We start from the raw sequence: 24352 nt of genomic DNA, 5'->3' as shown, positions 1-24352 counted from the left end.
CGGCGTCACCGGGCCAGCGAGAGGAGGGTCAGCGTGCGCCGAGCAGGGGCGCCCGGTCGGCGTAGCCGGCGCGGGCGGCGCGGCGCACGGCGTCGGGCAGGACGGCGAGGAGGGCGTCGACGTCGGCCTCGGTCGTCGTGTGGCCGACCGTCATGCGGAGCGCTCCCCTCGCCTCGTCCTCGGTGAGCCCCATGGCCAGCAGCACGTGCGAGGGTTCGGGGATGCCCGCCTGGCAGGCCGACCCGGTCGACACGCTCACCCCGGCGGCGTCGAGGAGGAAGAGCAGCGAGTCGCCCTCGCACCCCGGGAAGGTGAAGTGGGCGTTGCCCGGCAGCCGGTCGACGGGGTCGCCGCGGAGGACGGCGCCCGGCACGGAGCGCAGCACGCCCTCGACCAGCCGGTCGCGGAGCGGCTCGTACGCCTGGTGCGGCTGCTCGGCCGCGACGGCGAAGGCGACGGCCGCCGGGGCGTCCTGGGTACCCGACCGCACCTGGCGCTGCTGCCCGCCGCCGTGGATGAGCGGCACCACCGTGGCCGAGCGCGACAGGACGAGCGCGCCGATGCCGATCGGCCCGCCGATCTTGTGGGCGCTGACGCTCAGCGCGGCGAGGCCGCTCGCCCGGAAGTCGATCGGCACCTGGCCGTAGGCGGCGACCGCGTCGCAGTGCACCGGGACCCCGTGCGCCGCGGCGAGCGCGACCACCTCGTCGACGGGCTGGAGCGTGCCGACCTCGTTGTTGGCCCAGAGCAGGCTGACGAGGGCGACGTCGTCGTGCTCGTCGAGCGCCTCGGCCAGGGCGTCGAGCCGCAGGCGCCCGAGGGCGTCGAGCGGGACGGTCGTGACGACGGCCCCGTCGTGCTGCTCGAGCCACTCGACGGTGTCGACCGTCGCGTGGTGCTCGCCGCCGGGGACGAGGAGGCGCGGGCGCGGCCGGTCGGACTGCCGCGCCCACCAGAGGCCCTTGACCCCGAGGTTGACGGCTTCGGTGCCGCCCGAGGTGAAGACGACCTCGATCGGGTCGCAGCCGAGGCTCGCGGCGACGCGCTCGCGGGCCTCCTCGAGGGAACGACGCGCGGCCTGCCCGGCCGAGTGGATCGACGAGGGGTTGCCGACCGTGCTGAGGGCGGCGGCGTACGCGGCGACGGCCGCGGGGTGCATCGGCGTGGTCGCGGCGTGGTCGAGGTAGACGGTCATGCTGCGCGCCTCCTGCCCTCTCGGTCCGCCGACGGGCCCCTCGGCCCGTTCGCGGCCCGTCGAGCCGCTGATCTACTGTAAGTCCCGTGTCCGACACCGACCCCCTCGCCGACCTGGGCGTCCGCCCGACCCCCGAGGGTCCGACGCTGCGGGTCTGGTCTGCGTCGGCGTCGCGCCTCGAGCTCGTCATCGACGACGCGCCCTTCGACCGGGTGCTGCCGATGCACCGCGGACCGGGCGACGTGTGGAGCGTCACGGACGCCGCGCTCGTGCCGGGCCGGCGCTACTGGATCCGGGCCGACGGCGAGGCGGCCCCCGGCACCGCGTTCGACCCCGCCCGGCCGCTGCTCGACCCGTGGGCCCGCGGACTCGGGCGAACGGGCCGGGGCGAGCACCGCGCCACGGTGATCGACGAGTCGTTCGACTGGGGCGGCGTCGAGAAGCCGCGCACCCCGCTCGACCGGGTCGTCGTCTACGAGGCGCACGTCCGCGGGCTGACCCGGCTCGCCCCCTTCGTGCCCGACGAGCTGCGCGGGACCTACGCCGGTCTCGCCGCCGACACGACGATCGCCTACCTGAAGGGCCTCGGCGTCACGGCCGTGCAGCTGCTGCCGGTGCACGCGCACGTCGACGAGCAGCGCCTCGTGGCGCAGGGCATCGAGAACTACTGGGGCTACAACACGCTCTCGTTCTTCGCGCCGCACGCGGCCTACGCCAGCCGCGACGCGCAGCTGGCCGGGGCCTCGGCCGTGGTGCGCGAGTTCAAGGGCATGGTGCGGCTGCTGCACGAGGCGGGCATCGAGGTCTACCTCGACGTCGTCTACAACCACACGGCGGAGGAGGGCGAGGCCGACGGCCCGGTCACGAGCCTCCGAGGCCTCGACGGGGCGGCCTATTACCGCCACGACGCCGAGGGCCGCCCGGTCGACGTCACGGGCTGCGGCAACTCGCTCGACACGAGCCACCCCGCGGCGCACCGCCTGGTCATGGACAGCCTCCGCTACTGGGCCGGCGAGATGCAGATCGACGGCTTCCGATTCGACCTGGCGGCGACGCTAGGACGCGGTGCCGACCACGCCTTCGACCCCGCCCACCCGCTGCTGCACGACATCGTGTCGGACCCCGCGCTCGAGGGCGTGAAGATGATCGCCGAGCCGTGGGACGTCGGCCTCGGCGGCTGGCAGACGGGCGCCTTCCCCGACGGGTGGATCGAGTGGAACGACCGCTTCCGCAACCGCGCCCGAGACTTCTGGCTGACCGACGTCGCCGCCGCCCGCTCGCAAGGCCGTCCGCCCTCGGGCCTCGGCAGCTTCGCGTCGAAGCTGAGCGGCTCGAGCAACGTCTTCGCCCCCGAGCGCGGACCGCTGGCCGGCCTCAACTTCGTCACGGCGCACGACGGCTTCACGCTGCTCGACCTCGTCTCCCACGACGGCAAGCACAACCTCAGCAACGGCGAGGGCAACCGCGACGGCACCGACGACAACCGCTCGTTCAACCACGGCGTCGAGGGGCACAGCGACAACCCGTGGATCAGCGACGCCCGGCGACGGTCGATGCGCAACCTGCTCGGCACGCTCTTCGCGTCGTCGGGCGTCCCGATGCTGACGGCGGGCGACGAGCGCGGCCGCACGCAGCGCGGCAACAACAACGGCTACTGCACCGACAGCGAGCTCACCTGGGTCGACTGGACCACGCAGCCGTGGCAGCAGGCGCTCGTCGACGACGTGACGGCGCTCACCCGCATCCGCGCCGAGAACCCCGCGCTGCGGCCCACGCGGTTCGGGGTCGAGGGCGCCTGCACGCTGAGCGCCAACGACATCACGTGGTGCTCGGGCTCCGGCGCCGAGATGACGCCCGACGAGTGGAACGACCCCGGCGAGCGCACCCTGCAGTACCTGGCCCGGTCCACGCCGGAGCACGAGGAGCAGAACACGGTGCTCGTCGTCGTCCACGGCGCCGAGACGACGATGCCCGTCGTCCTCGCCGGCCAGGACGGCGTCGACCGCTGGGAGCCGCTCTGGACGAGCGACGACTCCGCGCAGCTCACGACGCTCGCGCCGGGCGACGAGGTGCTCCTGTCGCGGCCGACCGTCATCATCTACCGGGCCTCGGAGTGGCCGGACCGATGACGAGGTCGACGGGTGCCGGAGGCGCGGCCGGGCCGGGCACGCCCGCCACCGTCGCGCTCGCCGCCGCAGGCGTCCCGTTCACGGCCCACCCGTACGTGCACCACGACACGGCGACGAACTTCGGGGCCGAGGCGGCGGCCGAGCTCGGGCTGAGCGACGACCGGGTCTTCAAGACCCTCGTCGCGGAGGCCGACGGCGTCCTCGTCGTCGCCGTGGTGCCGGTCTCCCGCCGCCTCGACCTCAAGGCCCTCGCCGCGGCCGTCGGCGCGAAGAAGGCGCAGCTCGCCGACCCGGACGTGGCCGAGCGACGGACGGGATACGTCGTCGGCGGGATCAGCCCGCTGGGGCAGCGGACGACGCTGCCGACCGTCGTGGACGCGAGCGCCGCCTCCTTCGCCACGGTGTTCGTCAGCGGCGGGCGGCGCGGCTTCGACGTCGAGCTCGCCCCCGACGACCTCGTCCGCGCGACGGGCGGTCGGCTGCTGCCGATCGCGCGCGACTGACCGTGCCGAGGGCGCTGCCCGCGTCCGCTCCCCTGCCCACGACCCTCGGAGGCGCCCCCGTGCCCGACCTCTCCACGAGCGCCTGGGTCGTCGTCGCCGGCGTCGCGGCGCTCGTGCTGCTCAACGCCGCGACCGTGCTCGTCTACGCGCTCGACAAGCGCGCGGCCCGGCGTCGGACGCGGCGCGTGAGCGAGCGCGCCCTGCTGACGCTCGGGCTCCTCGGCGGGTGGCCCGGGGCCGTGCTGGCGCAGCGCACCTTCCGGCACAAGACGGCGAAGGCGTCGTTCCGTCACGCGTTCGTGCTGACGGTCGTGCTGAACACGGCGGTGGCGGCGGTCGTCGCCTGGCTCGTCGTCATGCCCGGGCGCTGACCGAGCACGCCGCCGGAGGGGGGTCGGGTGCCCCCTCCGGCGGCGGACGCGCAGGCGACCGGTCAGGCTCGGGCCGAGACCGGGCGCGCGGCGTCGCGCTGCTCTGCCGCAGGCTCGTCCACGGGGCCGCCGTCGGGTGGTCGACGGACCGCCGCGGACGTGCGGCGTGGTGCTGCCCCGGGGTGCGGGGCCGTCGAGGGCGCCGGGCTCGACCGGGGTTCAGGATCCGGTCGGCGGGCAGGCCTTCTCGACAAGGACGACAGTAGCTGTCCCCCACAATGCGGACAAGACTTTTCGATGCAGACGCATGCACCCAGTTCGGGGGGCCGGGGCGACGGACCCGGGGAGGCGCGGGCCGGACAGGCCGGGACGCCCGCCCCCGATACCGGGTAGCGTCGGCTCCGTGGCGACAGCATACGAACCCAGAGTCGGGCGGATCCCCGTCACGGCGCTCTCCCCGACCACCCCCGACCGGGTCTTCCCGACCAAGGCGTACTCCGGGGAGGTGGTGCCGTTCGCGGCCACCGTCTTCCGCGAGGGGCACGACATCATCGGCGTCGACCTCGTGCTCACCGACCCCGACGGCGAGGTGACCCGCCACCGCATGGTACCCGGCGTCCCCGGCACCGACCGGTGGAGCACGGAGGTCCAGCTCGAGGCCGAGGGCGACTGGTCGTGGCTCGTCGAGGGCTACAACGACGACTGGGCCACCTGGCTCCACACGGCCGAGATCAAGATCCCCGCCGAGATCGACGTCGACGTGACCTTCGAGCTCGGCAGCCGCCTGCTCACGGCCGCCGCCGGCGACTACCCCGACACCCCGCTCGTGCGGGACGCGGCCAAGGCGCTCGGCAACGCCTCCCTGACGCCCGGGGCGCGCCTCCGCGTGGCCACCGACCCGCGCCTCGCGGCGGTCTTCTCGGCGTCGCCGCTCGCGAGCCTGCGGAGCCCGAGCCCGGCCGAGACCCTCCGGGTCGAGCGCAGCCGCGCCGGGTCGGGCAGCTGGTACGAGTTCTTCCCCCGCAGCGAGGGCGCCCGCAAGCAGCCCGACGGCTCGTGGAAGAGCGGCACGTTCCGCACCGCGGCCCGTCGCCTGCCCGCCATCTCGCGCATGGGCTTCGACGTCGTCTACATCCCGCCGGTGCACCCGATCGGCACGACCTTCCGCAAGGGGCCCAACAACACGCTGACCGCGGGCCCCGGCGACCCGGGGTCGCCCTACGCCATCGGCTCGGCCGACGGCGGCCACGACGCCGTCCACCCCGACCTCGGCACCCTCGCCGACTTCCGGTGGTTCGTCGACGCGGCCCGCAACGCCGGCCTCGAGCTGGCGCTCGACCTCGCCCTGCAGTGCTCGCCCGACCACCCCTGGGTCACCGAGCACCCCGAGTGGTTCACGCAGCTGCCGGACGGCACCATCGCCTACGCCGAGAACCCGCCGAAGAAGTACCAGGACATCTACCCCCTGAACTTCGACGACGACTACGAGGGCGTCAGCCGCGAGGTGCTGCGCATCGTGCGGCACTGGATCGAGATGGGCGTCACGATCTTCCGCGTCGACAACCCGCACACCAAGCCCGTGCGCTTCTGGGAGTGGCTGCTGCACGAGATCCGGCAGACGAACCCCGAGGTGGTCTTCCTCTCGGAGGCGTTCACCAAGCCCGCCATGATGCAGGCGCTCGCCCAGGTCGGGTTCCACCAGTCGTACACGTACTTCACCTGGCGCAACGAGAAGTGGGAGCTCGAGGAGTACCTCACCGAGCTGTCGAAGGAGACGAGCGGCTGGCTGCGACCGAACCTGTTCGTCAACACCCACGACATCCTCACGCCGTACCTCCAGTACGGCGGTCGACCCGCTTACAAGGTGCGCGCGGCGATCGCGGCCACCGCATCGCCCACCTGGGGCGTGTACTCGGGCTACGAGCTCTTCGAGGACGTCGCCCGCCCGGGCTCGGAAGAGAACATCGACAACGAGAAGTACGAGTTCAAGCCGCGCGACTGGGCGGCCGCCGAGGAGGCGGACGCCTCCCTGGCCCCGTACCTCACGCAGCTCAACCGCATCCGGGCCCAGCACCCGGCCCTCCGCCAGCTGCGCAACCTCGAGCTGCACTCGAGCGACGACGACGCGGTGCTCGTCTACTCGAAGTACATCTCGGGCCTTCACACGCGCAGCGGCCGGCCCGACGCCCTGATCGTCGTCGCCAACGTCGACCCCCACTCGGCGCGCGAGACGACCGTCCACCTCGACGTCACCAAGTTCGGCCTCCGCCCCGGGGGCACGTTCACCGTCCGCGACCTGATCACCGGTCAGTCGTGGACCTGGTCCGACGACGCCTACGTCAGGCTCGACGCCTTCGTGGAGCCCGTCCACGTCCTGTCCGTCGACCTCAACCGCGCCCCCTGAGGAGCATCCCGATGAGCATCTTCCACCGCCACCCGCCGACGCCCGAGGAGCCCCGTCGCGGCGCCGAGGCGACGCCCGCCGAGCCCGCACCCGCCGAACCCGCACCCGCCGCCCCGAGCGCGCCGACGAGCCCACCGACCCCGACCCCCACCCCCGAGGAGCCGGTGCCCGCCCTCGCGGAGCCGTCCTTCGACGAGCTCATCGCGCCGGCGGCCGCGGAGCCCGCTGCTCCCGTCGAGCCCGAGCCCGTCGTGCAGCCTGAGGCCGTAGACGCCTCGGACGACGACCAGCCGCCGTCGCCCGCGATCCGCGAGCCCGCCCTGGCGCCCGAGGACCGCGAGCCCACCGTCGCCGAGCCCACCGTCGCCGAGCCCACCGTCGCCGAGCCCGCGACCGCCGAGCCCTCGGCCGCCGAGCCCTCGGCCGCCGCCTCGGACGACGCACCCCTCGCCGAGGACCCGACCCCGCCCGACGTCCGGGTGGGCGACCTCGAGGCCGGCACCGCGCCTCCCGCGCTCGACGACGCCGAGGTGGCCGCGGCCGCCGAGGGTCGCCACGGCCACCCGCACGCCCTGCTGGGCGAGCACACCCGCGACGGCGTGACCGTCGTGCGGGTCGTGCGCCAACTCGCGGAGAGTGTCACGGTGACCGCCGGGTCGGGAGCAGTCGTCGAGCTCGAGCACGTCGCACACGGCCTCTGGCAGGGCGTCGCCGCGGAGCCGCTCGGCGCCTACGAGATCACGGCGACGTACGACGGAGGCGCGCCCTGGGTCGAGGACGACCCCTACCGCTTCTCCCCCACCGTCATCGAGTTCGACCTGTACCTCTTCGGCGAGGGCCGTCACGAGCAGCTCTGGAAGATGCTCGGCTCGCACGTCCGCGAGCACGAGGGCGTCACCGGCACGTCGTTCGCCGTCTGGGCGCCGCACGCCCACGCCGTGCGGCTGATCGGCGAGCTGAACGGCTGGTACGGCCCCCGCCACGCGCTCCGCAAGCTGGACGGCAACGGCATCTGGGAGCTCTTCGTGCCCGGCGTCACCGAGGGCACGTACAAGTACGAGATCCTCACGCCCGACGGTGCATGGGTCGAGCGCGCCGACCCCATGGCGCGCCGCTCCGAGGTGCCGCCGGCCACCGCCTCCGTCATCACGAAGGCCGAGCACCGGTGGTCGGACGACGAGTGGATGACCGCCCGCGCGGCGACCGACCAGCACGGCGGGCCGATGAGCGTCTACGAGCTGCACGTCGGCTCGTGGAAGCCCGGCCTCGGCTACCGCGACATGGCCGACCAGCTCGTCGACTACGTGACAGCGCTCGGCTTCACCCACGTCGAGTTCATGCCGCTCTCGCAGCACCCCTTCGGCGGCTCCTGGGGCTACCAGGTCACCGGCTACTACGCGCCGCAGAGCACGTACGGGTCGCCCGACGACCTCCGCTACCTGATCGACCGCCTGCACCGCGCGGGCGTCGGCGTCATCATGGACTGGGTGCCCGGCCACTTCCCGAAGGACGAGTGGGCCCTCGGCAACTTCGACGGCCGCAGCGTCTACGAGCACTCCGACCCCCGCCGCGGCGAGCAGCCCGACTGGGGCACGCTCGTCTTCAACTTCGGCGACTCGCAGGTGCGCAACTTCCTCGTGGCGAACGCGCTGTACTGGCTGGAGGAGTTCCACATCGACGGCCTCCGCGTCGACGCCGTGGCGTCGATGCTGTACCTCGACTACAGCCGCGACGACGGCGAGTGGCTGCCCAACGAGCACGGCGGCCGCGAGAACCTCGAGGCGATCTCGTTCCTCCAGGAGGCGAACGCCACGGCCTACAAGCGCCACCCCGGCATCGTCATGATCGCCGAGGAGTCGACGAGCTGGCCCGGCGTCTCGCGGCCGACGAGCGAGGGCGGGCTCGGCTTCGGCCTGAAGTGGAACATGGGCTGGATGCACGACACCCTCGACTACGTCGAGAAGGACCCCGTCTACCGCCAGTACCACCACGGCGAGATCACCTTCTCGTTCCACTACGCCTGGAGCGAGAACTTCATGCTGCCGATCAGCCACGACGAGGTCGTGTACGGCAAGGGCTCCCTCTACGAGAAGATGCCCGGCGACGAGTGGCAGAAGCGGGCCAACCTGCGGGCGTACCTCGCGTACATGTGGGGCCACCCCGGCAAGCAGCTGCTCTTCATGGGCTCCGAGTTCGGCCAGCCCACCGAGTGGAGCCAGGAGCTCGGGCTCGACTGGTCGGTGCTCGACCGTCCGCAGCACCAGCAGGTGTTCGACCTCGTCAGCCGCCTCAACGCCGTCTACAAGGACGAGCCCGCGCTGTGGGCCCACGACTTCGACACCGACGGCTTCGAGTGGATCGACGGCGGGGCGGCCGAGCAGAGCGTCGTGGCCTTCCTCCGCAAGTCGGGCTCGGGAGACTCGGTCGCCGTGCTCGCCAACTTCTCGGGCCAGCCGCAGACCATGCGCCTCGGCCTGCCCGAGGCGGGCCGCTGGGAGGAGATCCTCAACAGCGACGCCGCCGAGTTCGGCGGGTCGGGGGTCGGCAACATGGGCGGCGTCACGGCGACGGACTCCCCCTGGGCCGGTCGCTCGGCCTCGGCCGAGGTCGTGCTGCCGCCGCTCGGGGTCCTCTGGCTGAAGCTCCGCCGCTGACGCCTCCCCGGTGACCGGCGGCGCGCCTCCTGCCCGCCCTCGCGCACGAAGGCCCCCGCCGATCGGATCGGCGGGGGCCTTCGTGCGTGGTCGCTAGTAGAGCAGCATCGTCAGGCGACGACGAGCGGCGGCCACGCGCGGGTCGTCCACCCCCACGATCTCGAAGTACTCGAGGAGGCGCGCGCGGGCCTGGTCCTTCCCGGCCTGGCCCTGGGTCGGGAAGACGGTCAGCACGCGGTCGAAGGCGTCGTCCACGTGACCGCCGCTGACGTCGAGGTCGGCGACCGCGAGCTGGGCCGCGAGGTCGGTCGGGGCGGCGGCGGCGGCAGCCCGGACGTCGGCGAGGCTCGCCCCCTGCAGGCGCGCGATCAGCGACACCTGCGCCAGGCCCGCCACGGCGAGCTGGTCGCGGGGGTCTTGTGCGATGGCGGTCGTGTAGGCGGCGATCGCGGCCTCGTAGTCGCCGCGGTCGATCGCGTCGTACGCGTCCTGGTGGTGCGGCGGCAGCGGCTCGGGCTCGGGCTCGACCGCCTCGCCGTCCGCGGCGGCGACGCCCTCGACGACGGCCGTGCCCGTGACGCCGTTCTGCGCGGCGAGCTCGAGCACCTGCTCGAGGACGTCTCGCACCTGCGCCTCGGGCAGCGCCCCGACGAAGAGCTGCACCGGGCGCCCGCCGATGACGGCGGCGACGGCCGGGATCGACTGCGCCTGGAAGGCCTCGGTCAGCTGCGGGTTGGCGTCGACGTCGACCTTCGCCAGCACGAACCGGCCGGCGTGCTCGGCGACCAGCTTCTCGAGCACGGGCGAGAGCTGCTTGCACGGGCCGCACCACTCGGCCCAGAGGTCGACGATGACGGGCACGGTGTTGCTCAGCTCGAGGAACTGCGAGAACGTCGCGTCGGTCGCGTCGAGGACGAGCGCCGGGACGGCGACCGACCCGGGGGTCGCGGGGGCGCCGGCCGAGTCGGTCGGGGCGCCGTCGGCCGGGGCGGTCGCGGGGGCCGCCGGGGGGCGGTTCACGAGCGACGAGAGGTCGACGGCTCCGCGGAGGCCGGCGGGCACCGGGGGCAGGTTGGTCATGGCAGCTCCTTCGCGCTGATGAGGGCCTGGCTGAAGCCGAGCAGGACGATCTCGTCGTCGCTGCCGACCGGGGGGACGGAGAAGAGCAGCTGCACGCCGTACGTGGCCTCGATGCCCTTCGTCGACTTGTCGATGCCGAGCAGCGTCTTCACGGCGCCGGCGGGGTTCACCTCGGCACCGCTCGCGGTGGGCTTGACGGTCTCGACCTCGTCGAGGCCGACCGACACGATCGCCCCGGCGTCGTTCGTCGCGAACGCGACCGCCTCGGCACCGTCGGGCGTCGACGCGTAGTCGATGGAGGCGGTCGTCGGCAGCGCCGCCCGCTTGGCGTCCTTGTACGCCTTGCCGATCTTCTCGCGCAGGGTGTCGCCGTCGGCCTGGAACTGGGCGGCGTACGTGCTCTCGTCGCCGTTCCGCAGGATGTCGCCGTACGCCTCCGCCAGCTGGTCCGGTCGCAGCGTGAGCAGCTTCACGTCGGGGGCGAGGCGGGCGGCCCCCAGGGAGGCGGGTGCCACGGTCGGCAGGGTCGCCTGCGCCTCGAGCGACTGGAGGTACTCGACCCGGTAGGGGTCGCGGGCCGTCTGCTGGACGAGGGTGAGGGCGACCGGCGCCTTGGTGGCGTCGGCGTCCTGCACGACGGTGAAGAGGGTGCGCGGCCAGGTGTCGGCCTGCTGGGGCAGCGTGAGCGTGACCGACCCGGCGGGGACCGCCACGGGGCCGGCGGCCGCGCCGTCCTTCGCGCGCAGCTGGTAGTTGGCGTCGCGCTGCTCGAGCGCGGGGCCGGAGAAGCGCGTGGCGGCGGCCGTGGCGTCGAGCGCGGCGTCGGCGGCCGAGGCCGTCTCGGCGACGCGCGCGACGATGCGCTCGGCCTGGGCCTGCGTCACGACGGGCGGCTGCAGGTCGGTCGTCTCGTCGGCGCCGTCGGTGGCGGTCGGCGTCGGGGTCGCGGTGGTGCCGGCGCCCGTGCCGCCGACGGAGCTCGGCCAGTAGTCGGCCGTGCAGCCGCCGAGGGCGAGGGAGCCGACGAGCACGACGGGCACCACGGCCACCAGGCGACGACGACCGCCCCGGCGGCGCGACTCGATCATCGGGGGCGCACCGGCCGACAGCGCACGGCGTCGCGGCGGTCGGGGCAGCTTCGGCCGCTTGCCGTCGCTCGAGCTGCGGCGCGGGCCCCGGGTGCGGCGGTGGTGCGCGATCGCCCATGCGTACAGGAGGACGCCGATCACGAGCACGACGAGCCCGCCCACGATGAGGGGGCCGGCCGTCGGGGTCGAGGTCGAGAGCGGCCAGGTGACGGCGATGTCGGACGGCGCGGGCTGCGTGCCGTCGGAGACGACGACGAGCGAGATGTCGTCGGGAGCGTCGAGCGAGAAGGTCAGCGACGAGCCCGAGTACTGCTCGTACCAGAGGTCGGAGTCGGCCGGCGAGGGCACCTCGGTCGTGTCGCCGGCGACGACCCGCGACGTCAGCTCGTCGGTCTCGTCGTCGAAGCCGACCTGGTTGTAGGAGGCGTCGCCCACCCACCCGAGGACGTCCGACGTCCGGCCGTAGGCCGCGAAGGCCTCGTCGCCGCCGGAGATCGACAGGGTCTGGCGGCCGTCGTGGCCGTGCAGGGCGCTGGCCGGCACGACGGTGACCGTCGCGTCGGACGACTCCGTCGACACGGTCGACGTCACGCTCGACGGCGGCGCGAACACGGTGCGCTGCGCGAAGCCGAGCCCGACCATGAGGGCCGCGAGCACCACGACGACCACTGCGACGATGAACCGCACGTTTCTCCCTCCGTGCCGCCATCCCGGTCGGGTGGGGGCACGGACCGGATCGGGACGCGCCCGCGCGGGCCTGGCCGGGAGGCCGGGCACGGCAGCAGATTTCAAGACGACCCAGCCTAACCGACCGGGCCTGTGAGCCGCTCGTCCCCGCTCCTCCCCCGCCGCCGGGCGGCGCGGGGGTCTCGCCCGGCGCCCGCGCCGTCGTCGGGCCGGGCCCCCGCCGGTGCCGCTAACATCGTCCCGCCGGGCCGCTGTCGCGCAGCGCCCACCGCCGACGTGAGGAGACACAGTGGCCGCTGACGAGGCTGATTTCGGGACCGAGCTGCGGGGCTACCGCAAGGACGACGTCGACCGGGCCGTCAGCGACCTCCGCCGCGAGCTGATCAAGGCCAACGCCGACCGGGCCCAGGTCGCCGACCAGCTGAAGCACTCGCACGCGCGCCTCGAGGAGATGCAGCGCGAGCTGGAGGAGGCGGGCACGCCCACCTACGCCGGCCTCGGCAGCAAGCTCGAGAAGACCCTCCGGCTCGCGGAGGAGCAGGCCACCCGCCTCGTCAGCCAGGCCGACATCGACGCGGAGGAGCTCCGCCGCTCGTCCACCGACGAGTCACGTCGGCTCCTCGACGACGCCCGGGAGCGCTCGACCGCGATCCTCGACGACGCCCGGGGCCGCGCCTCCGCCCAGGTCGCCGAGTCGACCGCCGAGGCCGACCGCCTGGTCGCGCGGGCCCGCGGCGAAGCCCGGTCGCTGCTGCAGGAGGCCCAGCGCGACTCCTCCGCCATGCGGGGCGCCGCCGCGACCGAGTCGGCCGAGAACGTGTCGACCGCCCGTCACGAGGCCGCGGCCGTCCGCAGCGACGCCGAGCGCGCCGCCGCCGAGCTGCGCGCCGAGGTCGAGCGCGAGGTCGCCGACGCGAGGGACGGCGCCGCGGCGCTGGCCCGCGAGACCGAGCTGGCGCGGGCCCAGTTCGTCGGCGACAGCGAGCGGCAGCAGGCCGACCTCGACCGCGAGGGCGCGGCCGTCCGCTCCGAGCTCGCCCGTCTCGACGAGACCACGCGCGCCGACCTCGACGTCGAGGTCGCGGCGCGCCGGGACGACCTCGCGCGCGAGGTGGAGGCCGGCCGCGCCGAGCTCGACGCCGACGTCGCCAACGGCCGCGCCGACCTCGAGCGCCACGTGGCCGAGACCCGCGCCGCCCTCGACGCCGACGTGGTCCGCACCCGGGCCGAGCTCGCCCGCGAGGTCGAGACGACCCGCGTCGAGCTGCGCCGCGAGGTCGACACCGCCCGGGCCGAGGTCGAGGTCGAGGTGTCGACCGCCCGCGACCGGGCCGCCGCCGAGATCGCCGCCGACCGGGCGCGGCTCGAGCGCGAGGTCGAGGAGGCGCGGGCCGACCTGGCCGAGGAGATCGCCGCCCGCCGGGAGGAGGTCGACCTCGCGACCGCCGTCGCGCGGGAAGAGATCGAGCGGACGACGACCGAGACCCGCGACCGCCTCGCCCGGGACGTCGACCAGCAGCGCGACCGCCTCGAGCGGGAGGCGGCCGAGGCCCGGGCCGTGGTCGAGGCGGAGACGACCAGCGCCCGGGCCGACCTCGACGCCGAGGTGGCCGAGAGCCAGGCCCAGCTCGTCGACGACGAGGAGTCGCAGCGGGTCCGTCTCGCCCACGAGGCCCAGACGATGCGCGCCCAGCTCGCCGCGGAGCGCGACCGAGCCGTGACCGAGCTCGCCCGCGAGCTCGAGGCGGCCCGCAGCGCGCTCGAGGTCGAGCTGCGCACCCGGCGCGACGCCGCTGAGCGCGAGCTCGTGCAGCGGCACCACGGCGCCGTCGCCGAGACGCAGGGCTACCTCGACGACGCGGGCCAGCAGCTGGAGGAGGCGCGTCAGCGGGCCGCCGAGGCCCGTCGCGAGGCCGACGAGCTCGAGAAGTCGTCGAGCGACCACGCCCGTACCGTGCGGTCCGAGGCCGACTCGACGGCGCACGAGATGCTGACCGACGCCGAGACCCGGTCGCGCGACCTGGTCTCCGAGGCCGAGGCGAGGGCCGGCGACATCGTCGGCGACGCGGAGGAGCGGCTCGCCGCGATCCGTGCCGAGCGCGACGAGGTCGCCGACTACCTCGAGAACCTCCGCGGCGTGCTGGGCGGAACGGGCGCCGGTACGTCAGAGTAGGCACTCGACGTCGCGCGGAGCCGGCGTCGTCCGTCGACAGGAGCTCGCCCCCCGTGAAGATCCACAACCCCTTCCGCCTGGGGCTGCTCGCCGGTCTCGGCGTGCTGGTCGCCCTCCTCATCGGCGGAGCGGTCGACCAGCTGTCGACGATCCTCACCTACGTCGGTGCCGCGATCTTCATCGCCCTGGGGCTCGACCCGGTGGTGTCGTGGCTCGAGAACCGCCGCGTTCCGCGTCCCGCGGCCATCGTGATCGTCTTCGCGGCCGTTCTCGGGGCGGTGGTGGGCGTCGTGTTCGCGATCGTGCCGGTCATCATCAGCCAGGCGACCGTGCTCATCACGAACCTCGTGACCTACTTGCAGAGCGTCACCACGCAGGAGTTCGTGGACAACCTGCAGGCGCTCGTGCCGCAGAACGTCTTCGACGTGCAGCAGGGCCTCGACTCGGTGCTCGACTTCCTCGCGAACCCCGACAACGTGCTCACCATCGGCGGCGGGGTGCTCGCGGTGGGCGTGGCGATCGGCAACGGCGTCTTCGCGACGATCGTCGTCCTCATCCTCACGCTCTACTTCACGTCGTCCCTCACCGTCTTCAAGCGGGGCCTCTACCAGCTCGTGCCCGCCTCGCAACGGGTGCGCTTCGCCGACATCGCGGAGCAGATCAGCACGTCGGTCGGCCGCTACGTCATCGGGCAGTTCACGCTGGCCGCGATCAACGGCATCCTCAGCTTCGTCTTCCTCAGCGTCATCGGGGCCCAGCAGCCCGCGGTGTTCGCCTTCATCGCGTTCCTCGGGTCGATCATCCCCCTGGTCGGCACGATCAGCGGCTCGGCCGTCATCGTCCTCGCCCAGGTGATCCTGCTGCCGGGCTCCCCCTCCACCTGGATCACGGCCGCGATCTGGTACCTCGTCTACATGCAGGTCGAGGCCTACCTGCTGAGTCCCCGCATCATGCGTCGGGCGGTCCGGGTGCCCGGGGTCATCGTCGTGATCGCCGCCCTCGTCGGGGGAACCCTGCTGGGCGTGCTCGGGGCCCTCATCGCCATCCCGGTCGCGGCCTCGGTGCTGCTCATCATCCGCGAGGTCGTCGTCCCGCGGCAGAACGCCCGCTGAGCCCGAGCCGTCAGGCGACCGGCCACCGGGTCGACAGCGGGAGCGCCCCGGGGGCGACGCGGCGCACGATCTCGGTCAGCACCTGGCTCGTCTGCTTCTCCCCGACCCAGAGGTGCTTGCCGCCCTCGACGGCCACGACCTCGACGCGAGGGGCGATCGCGAACCGGCGACGCGCCTCCTCAGGTCTCAGGTAGTCGTCGAGCTCGGGCACGACGGCGACGACCGGCACGTCGGCGTCGCCCCACGCGGCGAGCTCGGCGTCGGTGGTGCGGTGCAGCGGCGGCGACAGCAGGACGAGCCCGGCGACGTCGAGCCCACGGGCGTGCTTGAGCGCCACCTCGGTGCCGAACGACCAGCCGACGAGCCAGGGCCGCGGCAGTCCGCGCTCGGCGACGAGGGCGAGGGCCGCGCGCAGGTCGGCAGCCTCGGCCACGCCCTCGCCGAAGGTGCCCTCGGACCGGCCGCGCGGGGACGAGACCCCGCGGAAGTTGAAGCGCAGCACGGCGACGTCGGCCAGCGCGGGGAGGCGCGCGGCGGCCTTGCGCAGGACGTGCGAGTCCATGAACCCGCCCGCCGTCGGCAGCGGGTGCAGCGCCACGATCGTGGCCACCGGCTCGTGCTCGAGCGGCAGCGCCAGCTCGCCGACGAGGACGAGGCCGTCGTCGGTGCGGAGCTCGACGTCGGTGCGTCGGGCGGGCAGCTCGACTCCCCCGCGGACGCCGACCGGCACAGGATCGGGGACGGGCAGGCTCACGAGATCCTCCAGCAGTGGGTGTGCCAGTGTCGGCGGGCGGCCAGGTCGTCGGCCTCGCCGAAGAGCCCGTCCGCCCGCCACGCCACGATGTGCGGCGTCGACGGGGTCACGGCGAGGCTGCAGCCGGGGCAGACGTACTCCTTGACGGCGGACGTCGCGCCGACGGACTGGACGTTGTAGTCGCGGCCGTGCTTGGTCTCGACGCGGAGCCCGCCCAAGAGGGCCCTGCCGAGGTCGACGGGCTCGTCGGGTGCGGCACCGGGGCGGTCACGAGGACGACGCGGTCGGTTGCTGCGGGGCATGCCGACCAGCGTAGCAACGCCCCGGTCGCCGTCGTCGAGGGAGCCGGGGCGTCGCTGGTGCCGCGAGCGGGCGATCAGTACCAGTTGACGGACTGCGAGTGGGCCCAGGCGCCGCAGGGCGTCGTGTAGCGGCCCTGGATGTAGTTGAGGCCCCAGGTGATCTGCGTCGCGGGGTTGGTCTGCCAGTCGGCGCCGGCCGAGGCCATCTTGCTGCCGGGCAGCGCCTGCGGGATGCCGTAGGCACCGCTCGACCTGTTGGCGGCGTAGACGTTCCAGCCCGACTCTTTGTTCCAGAGCGAGACGAGGCAGTCGTACTGCTCGCTGCCCCACCCGCGGGCGGCGACGAGGTCAGCCGCGGCGGCCTTCGCGCTGCCGGGGTCGGGCTTGCCGGCCACGGGCGCGGAGCCGCGCGACTTCTTGGTCGTGCCCGTGCTCGTGCTCGTACCCGTGGAGGCGGCGGGCGCCTCTTCGACGACGGGCTCGGGCGGCGGGGGCGGCGGCGGGACGGTCACGCCGTAGGAGTCGCGGTCGGCCGTGGTCGCGACGCCGCCGGCGACGGTGAAGGACTGGCCGGGGGCGACGACGGCAGCGGCCACGGACCCCGTGGTGGCGGCCTCGGCACCCGCGAGCGGGTTGACCAGGGACGCACCGACGAAGGCGAAGGAGGCGCAGAACCCGAGCATCGGGAGCACGACCGGGCGACGTCGCGCCCGCTTCGGGGGAGCCGCGGCCTCGGACACCGAGACGAGCGACGCCGGGACGCGCCGGTGCACCGCGCGGGGTCGCGCGACGACCGCCGGGTGCTCTCGAGGAGTGGAGACGGGATGAGTGATCGCTGCGTGCCTGCCCATGAGTCCGTCCAGAGTAACGGACATGTCACGGGACGGCCAGGGTCTCGTGGGCGTGTAGCCCGACCCGTCCTGGGCCCCGGGTCGGCGGACCGGGTGTCAGCGGACGGCGAGCATGACGTCGACGACGGCGTCCAGGACGACGTCGACCTGCGCCTCGCGGTACCCGCCCCGCTTGGCGCGGAAGACCGAGCCCCGAACGTCGTCGATGCTGAGCGCCCGCCCGTCGCTGAAGTAGCCCTGCAGTCGTCGGACGAGGCGGTCGACGTCGCGCGGGTGGTACCCCGCGGTGAGGAAGCCGACGCGGTCGAAGCGGTGGCCCTCGGGTCGGTCGAGCCGCGCGACGATCTCCTCCGCCGTCTGACGCGCGCCGCCGTACCACTCGTCGTCGCCTGCCTGTCGCCGCGCCCGCTCCCGTTCACGCTCGGCGAAGGCGTCCTCCAGGCGCTCGAGGGCCGCGTCGACGTGGCCGGTCGAGTAGCCGGACTTCGTCATGGCGAAGGCCGTCCGCCGGATGTCGGCGGAGGTGAGACCGCCCTCCCCCGGGGCGGCCGCGTAGGCCGACCGGGCCCGCGCGAGGAAGGCGTCGACCTCGGTGCTGTCGTAGCCGAGCTGTCCCTGGGGCGAGAGGGGGAATGGAGTGCTCACGGCGACCATCATGCCGCATCGCCCGTCAGGCGAAGATCAGGTACAGGCCGTAGGCGACCGCGGCCGACGGCAACGTGCTGTCGAGCCGGTCGAGGAAGCCGCCGTGGCCGGGGAGCCACGTGCTGATGTCCTTGATGCCGAGGTCTCGCTTGATCAGCGACTCCGACAGGTCGCCGATCGTGGCGGTCGCGATGATCACTCCACCGAGCAGGAAGCCGAAGTACCACGGTTCGTCGAGCATGAGCCACGAGGTCAGCACGGCCGCGATCAGGCTCGCGGCGACCGACCCGGCGAAGCCCTCCCAGGTCTTCTTGGGGCTGATGCGGGGCGCCATCGGGTGCTTGCCGAAGTTGAGGCCCGTGGCGTAGGCCCCTGTGTCCACGGCGATGACGATGATGAGCGCGGAGAGCGTCCACGCCGCCCCGTTCGGCTGGGCCGCGAGCAGCACCATGAAGCTGCCGAGGAAGGCGCAGTAGATCTGGACGAACGCTCCCGCGCCGATGTCGCGGAGGACCACCGAGGCGGGCTTGCGATGCGACGGGCGGGCCAGCTCGACGAGCCGCCAGGCCGAGACCGCCGCGATGCCGACGAGCAGCGCGATCCACTGACCCGTGGCACCGCCGTAGAAGGCGGCAGGCACGATGGCCAGGCCCGCGAGCACGCTGGGGAGCCGAGGCACGTCGCGTCCGGCGAAGCGGAGGGCGCTCGTCAGCTCGAAGCAGAGCGAGCCGATCAGGGCCCCCGCGACGAGCATGAAGAACGCCGGCTCGAAGATGAGGCTGAGCAGGACGGCGCCGCCCAGGCCGACGCCGACCGCGATCGCCGCGGGGAGGTTGCGTCCCGTCCGGGCTGTCAGCTTCTCGTTGCGGGCACCGAGCTGGGCCCGGCGGGTACGGATCTGGCTCTCGAGGTCGTGCCGCGCCGCCTGGGCCCGCGCGCCGAAGTCGGCGCGACGGCTGCCGAGGGTGGACTTGGTGTTCGGCGCCGGGTCGTCGGTGCGGGGGCCGTCAGGAGCGTCGCTCATCTAGACCTCGAGCAGCTCGGCTTCCTTCTTCTTGAGCGCGTCGTCGATCGAGTCGGTGTAGCTCTTCGTCACGGCCTCGAGCTCCTTCTCGGCACGGGCCACCTCGTCGTCCCCGACCTCGGTCTTGAGCGCGTCGAGGTCGGTCTTCGACGACCGGCGGATGTTGCGGATCTGCACCTTGGCGTCCTCGCCCTTGCCGCGCACGATCTTGACGAACTCCTTGCGACGCTCCTGCGTCAGCTCGGGGATCGTCACGCGCACGAGGGTGCCGTCGTTCGTGGGGCTCGCGCCGAGGTTCGGGAAGGTCGCGATGGCCTTCTCGATCTCCTTCAGGGCGGACTTGTCGTAGGGCGTCACGATCATGGTGCGCGCCTCCGGCACCTGCAGCGACGCCAGCTGCGCCAGCGGCGTCGGCGTGCCGTAGTAGTCGACCGGGATCTTCTGGAACAGGGCCGGGTTGATGCGGCCCGTCCGGACCTGGCTGAAGTCGGTCTTCGCCGACTCGAGGGCCCTCTCCATCTTGTCGCGCGTCTCGGTCAGTACGTCAGTGATGGTCACGATGCTCCCTTGGTTCGTCGTCGAGCTTAGTCGTCAGTTGCTGACGAGGGTCCCGATGCGCTCGCCCCGGATGGCGCGCGCGATGTTGCCCGCGCCCTCCATGCCGAAGACGTGCATCGGCATGCCGTTGTCCATGCAGAGGCTGAAGGCCGTCGAGTCGACGACCTTGAGCCCCTTCACGAGCGCCTCCTGGTAGGTCAGGCGGTCGAGCTTGACGGCGTCGGGGTCGTGGCGCGGGTCGGCCGAGTACACGCCGTCGACCCCGTTCTTGGCCACGAGGACCTCGTCGGCGCCGATCTCGAGCGCCCGCTGCGCCGAGACGGTGTCGGTCGAGAAGTAGGGCAGGCCGGCGCCCGCGCCGAAGATGACGACGCGGCCCTTCTCGAGGTGGCGCTCGGCCCGGCGGGGGATGTAGGGCTCGGCGACCTGCGTCATCGAGATGGCGGACTGGACGCGGGTCGCGGCGCCGGCCTTCTCGATGAAGTCCTGCAGGGCGAGGGCGTTCATCACGGTGCCGAGCATGCCCATGTAGTCGGCCCGGCCGCGGTCCATGCCCAGCTGGCTGAGCTCGGCCCCGCGGAAGAAGTTGCCGCCGCCGACCACCACGGCGATCTCGACGTCCTTCGAGGCGTCGGCGATCTCGGCCGCGATCGCGCCGACGACGTCGGGCGCGACGCCGAGCTGGCCGCCGCCGAAGGCTTCTCCTGAGAGCTTGAGGAGGACTCGTCGTCGTCCGGTCGTTTCTGTCGTCATGCGAGTGCTCCCTCGAGTCGTGGCCGCAGCCAGGTTAGCGAGTTCCGGCGGTGCGCCGTCGCCCGGAGGTGGTGCCCGCGGCGGTCGAGCCGACCGGCGGCGGGCACACGAACGGGGTCCGGGACGCGTGCGTCCCGGACCCCGTCCGACGGCTGGCTAGGCGCCGACCTTGACCCGGGCGAAGCCCTGGATCGTGATGCCGGCCTCCTCGACGACCTTGGCGACCGACAGCTTGCTGTCCTTCGCGTAGGCCTGGTCGAGCAGGGCGATCTCCTTGAAGAAGCCCGTGAGGCGACCCTCGATGATCTTCGGCAGGGCGGCCTCGGGCTTGCCCTCGTTCTTCGCGGTCTCCTCGACGATGGCGCGCTCCTTGGCGACGTCCTCGGCGGGGACCTCGTCGCGCGACAGGTACGTCGGCGCGGCGAAGGCGATGTGCTGGGCGATGGAGCGTGCCGTCTCGGCGTCCGAGCCCGTGTAGCCCACGACCACGCCGACCTGCGGGGGCAGGTCCTTCGAGGTCTTGTGCAGGTAGATCGCGAACTCGTCGCCCTCGACGTGGCTGACCGAGCGGAGCTCGACCTTCTCGCCCATGAGCGCGGCCTCGTCGTTGACGAAGGCCTCGACCGTCTGGCCGCCGATCGCGGCGGCGTTGCCCGACGCCGCGTCGGTGGCGCCGGAGGCGGCGACGGCCTCGAGGACCGAGTCGGCCAGCGCGATGAACTTCTCGTTCTTCGCGACGAAGTCGGTCTCGCTGGCGAGCTCGATGAGGGTGGCGTAGCCCGAGGAGGCCTTCGCGGCCACGAGCCCGGCGGTGGTCTGACGACCCTCGCGCTTGGCGACGCCCTTCAGGCCCTTGACGCGGAGGATCTCCACGGCCTTCTCGATGTCGCCGTCGGCCTCGACGAGCGCGTTCTTGCTGTCCATCATGCCCGCGCCGAGGCGGTCACGGAGGGTCTTCACGTCAGCGGCGGTGAAGTTTGCCATGTCTGACTTCCTTTCGTGGAGTCGGAGGGAGGAGAGGAGTGACTACTTGGCGTCGGCGTCGGCCGGCTCGGCGGCCGTGGCCTCGGTGGCCTCGGCGACGGGCTCGGCGACCGGCTCGCCCAGGGGCTTCTCGGCGACCTGCGCGTCGGCGTCGTTCTCCTCGACGGGGAGCGGCTCGGCGGCGGCCTCGGCCGCGGGGGTCTCGGTCGCGGGGGCCTCGGCGGCGGCGGCCTCGCTCTGCGCGAGGAGCTCGGCCTCCCACTCGGCGAGGGGCTCGACGGGCTGGTCGGCGTCCTCGGGCTTCTGGTGACGCTGGACGAGGCCCTCGGCCGCGGCGTCGGCGACGATGCGGGTCAGGAGGCCGACGGAGCGGATGGCGTCGTCGTTGCCCGGGATCGGGAAGTTGATCTCGTCGGGGTCGCAGTTCGTGTCGAGGATGCCGATGACCGGGATGCCCAGCTTCTTGGCCTCGTCGATCGCGAGGTGCTCCTTCTTGGTGTCGACGACCCACAGGGCCGACGGCGTCTTCGTGAGGTTGCGGATGCCGCCGAGCGTCTTGTGCAGCTTGTCGAGCTCGCGCTTCTTGATCAGGAGCTCTTTCTTCGTGAAGCCCTGCGTCGTGTCGTCGAAGTCGATGTCCTCGAGCTCCTTCATGCGGGCGAGGCGCTTCGAGACCGTCTGGAAGTTGGTCAGGAGGCCGCCGAGCCAGCGCTGGTTCACGAAGGGCTGGCCGACGCGGTTCGCCTGCTCGGCGATCGAGCCCTGAGCCTGCTTCTTCGTGCCGACGAAGAGGATCGTGCCGCCGTGGGCGACCGTCTCCTTGACGAAGTCGTACGCCTTGTCGATGTAGCCGAGCGACTGCTGCAGGTCGATGATGTGGATGCCCGAGCGCTCGGCGAGGATGAATCGCTTCACCTTCGGGTTCCAGCGACGGGTCTGGTGTCCGAAGTGGACGCCGCTGTCGAGCAGCTGGCGGATGGTGACGACGGCCATGGTCGTTCTCCTGGTTCTGGGCACGCCCGCGGGCGTGCCTGCTTGTCGGTTGTCCGGACGACCGGTCGGTCGTCACTGCCTGGTGCCCGGGCACGCGTCCGCCGACGGCGCCGGGAGGCACGATCGGACCGAGTGGACGTGGAGGCCGGGTGCGACGCGGGACGATCTGGCCGTCTCGCAGTCGGTGCGTCCGGAGACGCACAGGGCACGCGAAGTCAGCCTGCTGAGCAGGCTGCATCGCTCATCGTAGCACCACGGCACGCGGGCCGGAGGCGCGGGGAGCGACCCGGGGACCGCCCCCGCGACCGCCGCACCGGTCGCGGCTAGCGGCGCCGACCGAGGCCGAGGATGCTGCGCCGGGCTGGGCGCGCCTCCTCGAGTCCGTAGTGGTCGCCGATGCTGTCGCGGAGCTGCCGACGCTGGGCCCGGAGGAACTTCCGGTGCTCGTCGTCGAACGCCCGGAAGGTCGCCACGCAGATGCCGATCATCACGACGCTGAAGGGCAGGGCGGTGATGATCGCGGCGGTCTTCAGCGCGTCGAGGCCGCCCGTCAGGAGGAGGGCGATCGCGACGAGGGCGGTGACGACCGCCCAGAAGATGCGCACCCAGACCTTCGGCTCCGTGTCGCCCCCGGTCGAGATCATGCCGAGCACGAGGGAGCCCGAGTCGGACGAGGTGATGAAGAACAGCCCGATCAGCAGGATGGCGCCGAAGACGGCGACCGAGCCGCCCGGCAGGCCCTGCAGCATCTCGAACAGCGCACCCTCCGTGTCGACGGAGCCGTCGGACGAGACGAGGCCTCCCCCGCCGAAGACCTCGCGGTACAGGGCGGCCCCGCCCATGACGCTGAACCAGAGGAAGGTGAGGATCGTCGGGACGACGAGCACGCCGACGACGAACTCCCGCACCGTGCGGCCCTTCGAGATGCGGGCGATGAAGATGCCGACGAAGGGTGCCCACGACATCCACCAGCCCCAGTAGAAGGTGGTCCAGCTGCCCTGCCAGGCCTCGCCCTCGGCGCCCGAGAAGGCGCTCACGGTGAAGGTCAGGCCGACGACGTTCTGCAGGTAGGCGCCGAGCGACTGCACGAAGTCGCGGAGCAGGAACAGCGTGGGGCCGCTGACGAGCACGAAGACGAGCAGGAGGGCGGCGAGCACGATGTTGACGTTCGACAGCCACTTCATGCCCTTGGCGACGCCGCTGACGAGCGAGAAGATCGTGACGCCCGTGATGGCGGCGATGAGGACGACCTGGATGACGATGGTCGGCTCGGCGATGCCGGCCGCGGAGAGCCCGGCCGAGATCTGCAGGACGCCGAGGCCGAGCGACGTGGCGACGCCGAACAGGGTGCCGACGACCGAGACGACGTCGATGACGTTGCCCCAGACGCCCTTGACGCGGTCGCCGAGCAACGGCTCGAGCGCCCAGCGGATCGACACCGGCCGGCCGCGTCGGTGGATCGCGTACGCCATGCCGAGGCCGACGACGATGTAGATCGACCAGGCGTGGACGCCCCAGTGCAGGTAGGTCTGGCTGAGCGCTTGGCCCGCGAGCTCGTTGTCGGTGCCGGTCACGCCGGGACGCGGGCTGGCGTAGTGGCTGAGGGGCTCGGCGACGCCGTAGAAGACGAGGCCGATGCCCATGCCCGCCGCGAAGAGCATGGACAGCCACGACCCGCGGGAGAACTCGGGCTCGTCGTCGTCCTTGCCCAGCTTGATGTCGCCGTAGCGGCTGAGCCCCATCCAGAGGGCGAAGGCCACGAAGACCGCCGCGAGCAGCACGTAGTACCAGCCGAAGGCACCGACGATGCCGCTCTGGACGGCCCCGAACAGCCCCTCGGCGACGGCCGGGAAGAGCATGGCGAAGACGACGAACGCGAGGATGATCGCGGCCGCGGGCCAGAAGACCCACGGGGCGAAGGCGGGCTTCCGGCGGGTGCCGGCCCGCGCCTCCTCGTCGGTCGTCGTGACGGCGCCGGGCGCGGCGCTCGTCGAGCCGGTCGTGCGGGCGTCGGCGGTCTCGCGCGGGGCGGAGTCGTCGGCGTCGTTCATCAGGAGGTCCTCTCACATGGCGGACGCCCTGCTCGGGTACC

The 24352-nt window shown here is 73.0% G+C and carries 20 protein-coding genes; 7 read left to right on the top strand and 13 right to left on the bottom strand.

Translation table 11 applies throughout. The annotated features are described in order from the left end of the window. Positions 1–28: 28 nt before the first annotated feature. Positions 29–1195 (bottom strand): cysteine desulfurase family protein, encoded by a 1167-nt coding sequence (locus tag EDF38_RS05305; RefSeq protein ID WP_123354299.1) that lies wholly within the window; start codon positions 1193–1195, stop codon positions 29–31. Positions 1196–1281: 86 nt separating this feature from the next. On the opposite strand from EDF38_RS05305, the gene glgX reads away from it, so the two are divergent. The 5 genes from glgX (at position 1282) to glgB (ending at position 9256) form a co-directional block, all read left to right on the top strand. Next, positions 1282–3324, top strand: coding sequence for a glycogen debranching protein GlgX (glgX, locus tag EDF38_RS05300; RefSeq protein WP_123354298.1), 2043 nt, complete (start codon positions 1282–1284; stop codon positions 3322–3324). Next, on the top strand, positions 3321–3827 hold the full coding sequence (gene ybaK, locus EDF38_RS05295; protein WP_123355039.1) for a Cys-tRNA(Pro) deacylase: 507 nt from the start codon (positions 3321–3323) through the stop codon (positions 3825–3827). Before glgX ends, ybaK begins: the two co-directional genes overlap by 4 nt. Before the next feature lie 59 nt (positions 3828–3886). After that, on the top strand, positions 3887–4198 hold the full coding sequence (locus EDF38_RS05290) for a DUF1294 domain-containing protein (protein WP_233572236.1): 312 nt from the start codon (positions 3887–3889) through the stop codon (positions 4196–4198). Positions 4199–4505: 307 nt separating this feature from the next. Continuing rightward, positions 4506–6602 carry an alpha-1,4-glucan--maltose-1-phosphate maltosyltransferase gene (locus EDF38_RS05285; RefSeq protein WP_123354296.1) on the top strand — a complete coding sequence of 699 codons (2097 nt, stop codon included), beginning with the start codon at positions 4506–4508 and terminating at the stop codon, positions 6600–6602. 11 nt (positions 6603–6613) lie between these two features. After that, entirely contained in the window at positions 6614–9256 is a 2643-nt protein-coding gene (glgB, locus tag EDF38_RS05280; RefSeq protein ID WP_233572234.1) for a 1,4-alpha-glucan branching protein GlgB, read from the top strand. Between the two features lie 93 nt (positions 9257–9349). On the opposite strand, the gene EDF38_RS05275 is transcribed toward glgB, so the two are convergent. Then, entirely contained in the window at positions 9350–10336 is a 987-nt protein-coding gene (locus tag EDF38_RS05275) for a tetratricopeptide repeat protein (RefSeq protein WP_123354295.1), read from the bottom strand. Next, the gene (locus tag EDF38_RS05270) at positions 10333–12111 is read right to left on the bottom strand and encodes a hypothetical protein (protein ID WP_123354294.1); all 1779 of its coding nucleotides are present in this window, start codon (positions 12109–12111) and stop codon (positions 10333–10335) included. Before EDF38_RS05270 ends, EDF38_RS05275 begins: the two co-directional genes overlap by 4 nt. A gap of 289 nt (positions 12112–12400) precedes the next feature. Between EDF38_RS05270 and EDF38_RS05265 the strand changes: the two genes are divergently transcribed. After that, on the top strand, positions 12401–14284 hold the full coding sequence (locus tag EDF38_RS05265) for a hypothetical protein (RefSeq protein ID WP_123354293.1): 1884 nt from the start codon (positions 12401–12403) through the stop codon (positions 14282–14284). 53 nt (positions 14285–14337) lie between these two features. Further along, on the top strand, positions 14338–15396 hold the full coding sequence (locus EDF38_RS05260; protein WP_123354292.1) for an AI-2E family transporter: 1059 nt from the start codon (positions 14338–14340) through the stop codon (positions 15394–15396). 10 nt (positions 15397–15406) lie between these two features. Here EDF38_RS05260 and EDF38_RS05255 read toward each other — a convergent pair whose 3' ends face one another. From EDF38_RS05255 to EDF38_RS05210, 10 genes are all read right to left on the bottom strand, one after another. Beyond that, positions 15407–16150: an alpha/beta hydrolase gene (locus EDF38_RS05255; protein WP_233572231.1), complete on the bottom strand. Its 744-nt coding sequence runs from the start codon at positions 16148–16150 to the stop codon at positions 15407–15409. Then, positions 16147–16452, bottom strand: coding sequence for a hypothetical protein (locus EDF38_RS05250; protein ID WP_123354290.1), 306 nt, complete (start codon positions 16450–16452; stop codon positions 16147–16149). Before EDF38_RS05250 ends, EDF38_RS05255 begins: the two co-directional genes overlap by 4 nt. Positions 16453–16526: 74 nt before the next feature. After that, positions 16527–17303, bottom strand: coding sequence for a lytic transglycosylase domain-containing protein (locus tag EDF38_RS05245; protein ID WP_123354289.1), 777 nt, complete (start codon positions 17301–17303; stop codon positions 16527–16529). Between the two features lie 96 nt (positions 17304–17399). Further along, complete coding sequence (locus tag EDF38_RS05240; RefSeq protein WP_123355037.1) at positions 17400–17957, bottom strand: DivIVA domain-containing protein; 558 nt, start codon at positions 17955–17957, stop codon at positions 17400–17402. Between the two features lie 16 nt (positions 17958–17973). Next, positions 17974–18972: a phosphatidate cytidylyltransferase gene (locus EDF38_RS05235; RefSeq protein WP_123354288.1), complete on the bottom strand. Its 999-nt coding sequence runs from the start codon at positions 18970–18972 to the stop codon at positions 17974–17976. After that, on the bottom strand, positions 18973–19491 hold the full coding sequence (frr, locus tag EDF38_RS05230) for a ribosome recycling factor (protein ID WP_233572349.1): 519 nt from the start codon (positions 19489–19491) through the stop codon (positions 18973–18975). It abuts the gene before it with no gap. 72 nt (positions 19492–19563) lie between these two features. After that, positions 19564–20283 carry a UMP kinase gene (gene pyrH, locus EDF38_RS05225; RefSeq protein ID WP_123354286.1) on the bottom strand — a complete coding sequence of 240 codons (720 nt, stop codon included), beginning with the start codon at positions 20281–20283 and terminating at the stop codon, positions 19564–19566. Positions 20284–20439: 156 nt separating this feature from the next. Beyond that, the gene (gene tsf, locus EDF38_RS05220; protein WP_123354285.1) at positions 20440–21267 is read right to left on the bottom strand and encodes a translation elongation factor Ts; all 828 of its coding nucleotides are present in this window, start codon (positions 21265–21267) and stop codon (positions 20440–20442) included. A 42-nt stretch (positions 21268–21309) separates the two neighbouring features. Then, positions 21310–22260 (bottom strand): 30S ribosomal protein S2, encoded by a 951-nt coding sequence (gene rpsB / locus EDF38_RS05215; protein ID WP_123354284.1) that lies wholly within the window; start codon positions 22258–22260, stop codon positions 21310–21312. Positions 22261–22583: 323 nt separating this feature from the next. After that, positions 22584–24311, bottom strand: coding sequence for a BCCT family transporter (locus EDF38_RS05210; RefSeq protein WP_123354283.1), 1728 nt, complete (start codon positions 24309–24311; stop codon positions 22584–22586). Positions 24312–24352 lie beyond the last annotated feature (41 nt).

The organism is Frigoribacterium sp. PhB160 (assembly GCF_003751785.1).
Taxonomy (GTDB): domain Bacteria; phylum Actinomycetota; class Actinomycetes; order Actinomycetales; family Microbacteriaceae; genus Frigoribacterium.
Note: the sequence above shows the minus strand (reverse complement) of the source record. Positions and strands in the feature narration are given on the sequence as shown.

Bases quoted from the DNA above. Each gene is read 5' to 3' on its own strand.
- EDF38_RS05305 (WP_123354299.1), bottom strand. From the start codon at position 1,195: ATGACCGTCTACCTCGACCACGCCGCGACCACGCCGATGCACCCCGCG.
- ybaK (WP_123355039.1), top strand. From the start codon at position 3,321: ATGACGAGGTCGACGGGTGCCGGAGGCGCGGCCGGGCCGGGCACGCCC.
- EDF38_RS05285 (WP_123354296.1), top strand. From the start codon at position 4,506: ATGCACCCAGTTCGGGGGGCCGGGGCGACGGACCCGGGGAGGCGCGGG.
- glgB (WP_233572234.1), top strand. From the start codon at position 6,614: ATGAGCATCTTCCACCGCCACCCGCCGACGCCCGAGGAGCCCCGTCGC.
- EDF38_RS05275 (WP_123354295.1), bottom strand. From the start codon at position 10,336: ATGACCAACCTGCCCCCGGTGCCCGCCGGCCTCCGCGGAGCCGTCGAC.
- EDF38_RS05250 (WP_123354290.1), bottom strand. From the start codon at position 16,452: ATGCCCCGCAGCAACCGACCGCGTCGTCCTCGTGACCGCCCCGGTGCC.
- EDF38_RS05245 (WP_123354289.1), bottom strand. From the start codon at position 17,303: ATGGGCAGGCACGCAGCGATCACTCATCCCGTCTCCACTCCTCGAGAG.
- EDF38_RS05240 (WP_123355037.1), bottom strand. From the start codon at position 17,957: ATGGTCGCCGTGAGCACTCCATTCCCCCTCTCGCCCCAGGGACAGCTC.
- EDF38_RS05235 (WP_123354288.1), bottom strand. From the start codon at position 18,972: ATGAGCGACGCTCCTGACGGCCCCCGCACCGACGACCCGGCGCCGAAC.
- frr (WP_233572349.1), bottom strand. From the start codon at position 19,491: ATGGAGAGGGCCCTCGAGTCGGCGAAGACCGACTTCAGCCAGGTCCGG.
- pyrH (WP_123354286.1), bottom strand. From the start codon at position 20,283: ATGACGACAGAAACGACCGGACGACGACGAGTCCTCCTCAAGCTCTCA.
- tsf (WP_123354285.1), bottom strand. From the start codon at position 21,267: ATGGCAAACTTCACCGCCGCTGACGTGAAGACCCTCCGTGACCGCCTC.
- rpsB (WP_123354284.1), bottom strand. From the start codon at position 22,260: ATGGCCGTCGTCACCATCCGCCAGCTGCTCGACAGCGGCGTCCACTTC.
- EDF38_RS05210 (WP_123354283.1), bottom strand. From the start codon at position 24,311: ATGAACGACGCCGACGACTCCGCCCCGCGCGAGACCGCCGACGCCCGC.